Annotated in this window: 4 protein-coding genes; all 4 read left to right on the forward strand. The window is 51.8% G+C overall.

Features of this window, described 5'->3' with window-relative positions; translation table 11 throughout:
• Window positions 1–240: 240 nt before the first annotated feature.
• Complete coding sequence (locus KJ869_04000) at window positions 241–2067, forward strand: Omp28-related outer membrane protein (GenBank protein MBU1576352.1); 1827 nt, start codon at window positions 241–243, stop codon at window positions 2065–2067.
• A gap of 73 nt (window positions 2068–2140) precedes the next feature.
• Window positions 2141–2701 (forward strand): TlpA family protein disulfide reductase, encoded by a 561-nt coding sequence (locus KJ869_04005; protein MBU1576353.1) that lies wholly within the window; start codon window positions 2141–2143, stop codon window positions 2699–2701.
• Entirely contained in the window at window positions 2698–4179 is a 1482-nt protein-coding gene (locus KJ869_04010) for a hypothetical protein (GenBank protein ID MBU1576354.1), read from the forward strand. The genes KJ869_04005 and KJ869_04010 overlap by 4 nt, the downstream gene beginning before the upstream one ends.
• On the forward strand, window positions 4176–5489 hold a 1314-nt coding region (locus KJ869_04015; GenBank protein MBU1576355.1), incomplete at its 3' end, for a hypothetical protein. The genes KJ869_04010 and KJ869_04015, both read left to right, overlap by 4 nt.

The following is a 5489-nucleotide window of genomic DNA, read 5'->3' on the forward strand; positions in this document are numbered from 1 at the left end:
AACATTAAATTTTCTGAACAAATTGATACTTCACGGTTTTATTATACAATAACTCCATTTCCGGGAGGTGTCGGGAAAGTATGGACTTCTGACTCCACTAGCCTTAATATAACGCACGATTTATTTTCTCCGTCAACAACTTATAAAGTTGTTGTTGATTCATCTGCCGATACTTCTGGAAATATTATGGCCACGGATAGTTTTTGCTTTACAACTGGTGGTAGTTCGCAAAAAATAGTAGTGGCAGAAGATTTCACAGCCACTTGGTGCTCTTTCTGTCCCGATGCAGCCAAGGCTCTTGACAGTATCTATCGTGTGGCTGAGGATTCTTTCATCATAATTGCCTACCATCCTTCGGGCACTGACCCATTTCAAACCCAGGCTTCGGTGGACCGGGCTAATTATTATGCCCTTGAGTTTTACCCAACAGTATTTTTCAACGGTGGATATACTACTTCATCGTCAACCCTAGTCGGTAGTTTTGGTGCTAATACTTATGATTCATGCAGAATAAGATATGACAGTATAAAGGAAGCAGGCAGCTCTTTGGAAATGGCAGTGAATTATTTAAACTATGATGACATATCCAAGAGCGGCCAGATGGAGGTGAAAGCCAAGAACACTTCCGCATTTCCGTTAAACGGCACAGTACAATTCTTGGTCTTGGAGCGGGGTATCCCTTATGCCTGGCAAACAATGGATGAACTGGATTTTCTAGTCCGGGACATGCTTCCCGATGCCGGTGGCGAAGCGGTTTCCATTCCCGCAGGGGACAGCATTTCTGTCACTAGGAACTTTAACATAGGCTCAGATTGGGCATTTGGGAATTGTCACTTTGTGGCGTTTGTCCAGACAGCCGACCATCAGATAACACAAGCTGCCCAGGCCTTCGGGCCGAGTTTGGTGCTGGAGCATAAAACTTTATCAGAGGTGACGGGGAACAATAACGGCTTTTACGAACCTGGAGAGACAGGCAACATAACGGTCTGGGTCAAGAACAAATGGGCCGATGCCCAGGGGGCCAGGGTGAGGATAGCCAGCGCCGATACCTTTATCAACATAACTAATGATATGTTTACCATCGGGAACATGACAGAAGGAGATACGGTCGACAACCAGAGCATGCCATTTGAGTTCCAGGTTCTATCCAACGCCAATATGGCCGAAGGTCATTTGGTTACCGTAAAGATATTTTGTGAGCTCTATCATCCGGGGCTGTCCGACACGGCAATTACTTTCGTGGATTCCGTGCGGTTTCAGGTGGGCTCTCCCAATACCATCTACTTTGAAGATTTCGAAAGCGGCCTGGGTAGTTGGGCTACCGGATATGTAGGCAATTTCGCGGTGTGGGACACCATAGATTCCGACTACTATTCCTCCAACCATTGCATCACCGACAGCAAGGGCGGGAACTATCCCAACACCAGCAGCCATTGGATCCAGATGACCAGCGGGATTGACTTACGCCCGTACAGCACTGCCAGCCTGTCTTGGTGGGAGAAGTATTACACTGATGATACCGGGGACAGGTGCCGGCTGGAAAGGTCGCTCAACGGAGGAGCCAACTGGTCGGAGATACAGTCACATTATGGAGTGCAGCCCGCCTGGACCAAGAGGACGGTTGATCTGACCAATTTTTGCGGGGATACCATCAGCAATTTCCGTCTCCGTTTTAAGATGACCAGCAACAGCAGTTTGTCCGCCGACGGATGGTATGTTGATGATGTGATGATCTTGGGTTACACCAAGACCGGGGTAAGTTCCGATGATCGTCCGCTATCTCCAATAATCGGAATGAAGCTAGAGCAGAATTACCCAAATCCCTTCAACAGAAACACCAGCATCAGATTCACCTTATCCGCCAGCAGTCCGGTTAAGCTGAACGTCTATGATATTACCGGCCGGCTGGTCAGGAATATGGCTGATGGGATTCACGAAAGGGGAAGTTACAGCATCATCTGGGATGGTCGGGATAATAACGGCCGGCGTGTGAGCAACGGTGTCTATTTTTATCGTTTGGATGCCGGAGGCGGACAAAAAACCATGAAGGCCGTTTTGGTTCAATAGCGGGAAATTACTTTAAAGGGCGCCTGATAAATCAAGGCGTTCTTTTAATTCCGGGTGACAGCATAGGAGCATAATGAAATATTTTGTTTTAATTATTACCTTACTTTTCGGCTCCGTTTTTTCGGGCGACAATTGTATTTCTGCCCAAGAGCTTAACTTTAAACTAAAGGACCTCAACGGCCTTAAGACGGAGCTGACGCAGGCTCTTAAAAAGGGGCCGGCGGTAATAAGCTTCTGGGCCACCTGGTGCCATCCCTGCCAGGATGAGCTGAGGCAAATTCAAAAAATGCATGAGGAGTTCGCCGACAGCGGATTGTCGTTCTTCGCCATTTCCATCGACGGGACAAAGGACCGGAACAGGGTCAAGGCGCTGATCAGGGGCAAAAACTTTACCTTGCCGGTGCTGCTGGATCCTGAACAGGAGGCCATGAGATCGTTCGGGCTGACTGAGGTCCCGGGATTGTTCATAGTTTCACCACAGGGGAAGCTGATTTACCGGCACACCGGTTATAAACCCGGAGATGAGAAGAATATCAGAGAAAAGATCGTTGAAACTCTCCGCCAGCAAACTGTCCCGCCTGAGGCCGTAAAGGTTGATTCTCTGCTATTCAAAGCCGGGGGGGATTCCTTATGAGAAATTTAGCGATCCTTCTTTCGGCCCTGACCCTAGTTGCCGCCGGATGCGGCAAGCGCCTGCCCACCGAGGTGCGGCAACTGGCCAACAGCGTTCCCCGCCGGGTGGTGATGGAACTTTTTACCGCCACCTGGTGCTCCAACTGTCCCGACGCCGATGCCGCCTTGGAAAAATTGGCCAATGATCTGGGCGATTCCCTGACAATTATCGAATATCATCCCCTGATCGGGACTCCTTTGGACCCCATGGCCACCAGCCAGGCCCAGGAGAGGGGACAGTTTTACGGGGTCGATGCCTGGCCCACCCTCTGGTGTGATGGGATGACATCTCAAACCGGGACAGCGCAAGACCCTTATCAAATCTATGCCACCCTGGCCCGCAACCGGCTTTTGCTGAACAGTCCGGTTTCCCTGAATATTACCGGAAGGGTTGAGGGAGCATCCCTGCAGTACAACATTTCCATCGATCCCCGGGCGCTGATCAGCAAGACCGACCTGCGGCTGTTGATAATGGTGCTGGAGGATTCGATATTCTATAATGCCCCCAATATGGTCAATATCCACCGCTATGTCTGCCGCAGGATAGAACCCGGCACCCAGGGCCTGCCGGTGAGCCTAACCCCGGGCATCACCCAGCTGAAACAGGGGGCCATCTCGCTGGACACGGTCAATTGGCGAAAGGACCGCCTGTGGCTGGCGGCATTTATTCAGAGCTTTTCCGACAAGGAGGTCATCCAATCATGTTTTCTTGACCTCTCCCGCCCGGTATGGGATTTTTCCCTCAGCTCTGTCGATACCCTGCATGTGGCCCCGGTGGATTCGAGCTCGGTGTTTGATATAAAGTTAAAAAATACCGGCAACCAACCAGATACCTTCTGGGTGGACCTGCCGGACAGTCTGACACAGCCAGCAGGCATCACCAGGATTGTCAGGGATGCCGGCGGTGCGGCTCTTCCATTGCCGGCCGGGTTCTTTGTCAGCCCCGGGGACTCGGCAAAATTCACCGTGACGTTGACCGGTTCGACGATCGATGATTTCCGGGTGGGCCTCATGGCCTGGCCCGGCCGTCAACCAACCTTGGCAAAAACCCTCAATCTGCATCTTAACGTGACCGCCACCGTTGTGTTCGATTATTTGATAACGGCTCCGGATACCATCAAGATCGCCCTGACCGGGGAGATTGCGGAATTTCCGGTAATCATAAAAAATATTGGCAACCAGGGAGATTCCATTTATCTCGACCTGCCGGACAGTCTGGCCGTTCCCCCGGGATTGGCCAGGTCGTTATGCAACATTATTGGAGTGTGCTATCCCGTTCCTCTGGCCCGATATCTGGCGGCCGGGGATTCCATAACCTACCTGGTGGTTCATCTGCAATCCTCGGTCAGCGGCTCCTGCGAATCCTCATTGACCATTAGGTCAAAAGGCTCCCCCGGCCTGGCCTGGAAGCGCCGCCTGATGCTGGAGGTGGTCAAATGAGTACCAAAATTATTATTCTGCTGGCGGCATTGAGCCTTGCCGCCGAGGCCTGGGCCTGGAACCTGAACGGCAATAACCAGGCGGATTTCTGGCTTTCCCAGCCGGGATACAGCCTCAGTTACAGGGAGGTTCTGGATCTGAACCTGAAGGGGCGCCTTACCAATGACCTGGGGATAGCGGGAGGTATCCGCTATCAGCAGGATGAGGAGGTCTGGGCCGACACCGCCACTTTTCGGGGACTATCCAAAAAATATCTGTTATTGCAGAGCGACCAAGTTAGCCTCTGGCTGGGGAATTATTATGCCGTTTTGGGCCGGGGCCTTATTCTGAATTGCGTAAATGACGATAGGGTAAGGCTGGACCGGGACCTTGACGGCGGATACCTGAAGACCGGATACCGCGACTGGCTGGAGATAAAGGGCTTGACCGGCCGGGTCCAAGAGAACACGGCCAGGATAAATGCCAGCACCTACCTGGGCGGCCAGGCCATAGCCAGTCCTTTGGAGACAGTTGATATCGGAGGCATCTATCTGAGAGCCAACTCCGCTGATCGGACCAGCGATGTCAACTACAACAAGCCGGCCGAAGAATCTTTCGGAGGGACCATGGGGCTGCGCATTTCGGAGGTGGAATATTACGGTGAATATGCCCGGCGGCATACCTACGGGATGCTGGACCCGGCGCTGGGTTGGATAGGGACTGATGACCAGGGGGGCAAGGGGTTTTACTCGTCGATCGGCTGGACCACCGACGGGATCGGGTTGGTGTTGGATATCAAGGACTATCGGAACATGAACAGCCTGGTCAACGCCCCGCCGGCCTGCAACCGCGACGGAAGACTTCTGAATTCGGCCGCCGATGAGCAGGGACTACAGGTCGATTTTACTGTTTCCCCCTGGGAATTTATAGAAATGCATGGCAACTATTCAATGGCTGAGACTGATAATAGCGGCTCAAACTGGGAGGATACTTATTTTGAGGGGCGTTGGGAAATGTCTCCCAAGTGGGTGATCAGAGCCGAGGCCCGGGCCAGGACAGAGGATTCGCTGGAAACCGAGATCATCAGAAGAAAATATAAAGGCGGCGGGGCAGAATGTAAGTGGCTATACCGCGATCAAAAGGCTTTGACGGTAAGAGTAGATGCGGATAAGTTCAATAATTTATATATTTATGGTCCGTTAAGATATAATGAAATACGAACCGGGTTGAGCTGGGTCCCGTTTGGATTTATCATTATCTACGCCGAGATGGAGGTTTCCGATCAGCGGCTTCCGGAGTATGAAAACCAGAACAGGTGGGGCCGGGCCGGC

The organism is Candidatus Edwardsbacteria bacterium (genome assembly GCA_018821925.1).
Classification (GTDB): domain Bacteria; phylum Edwardsbacteria; class AC1; order AC1; family EtOH8; genus UBA2226.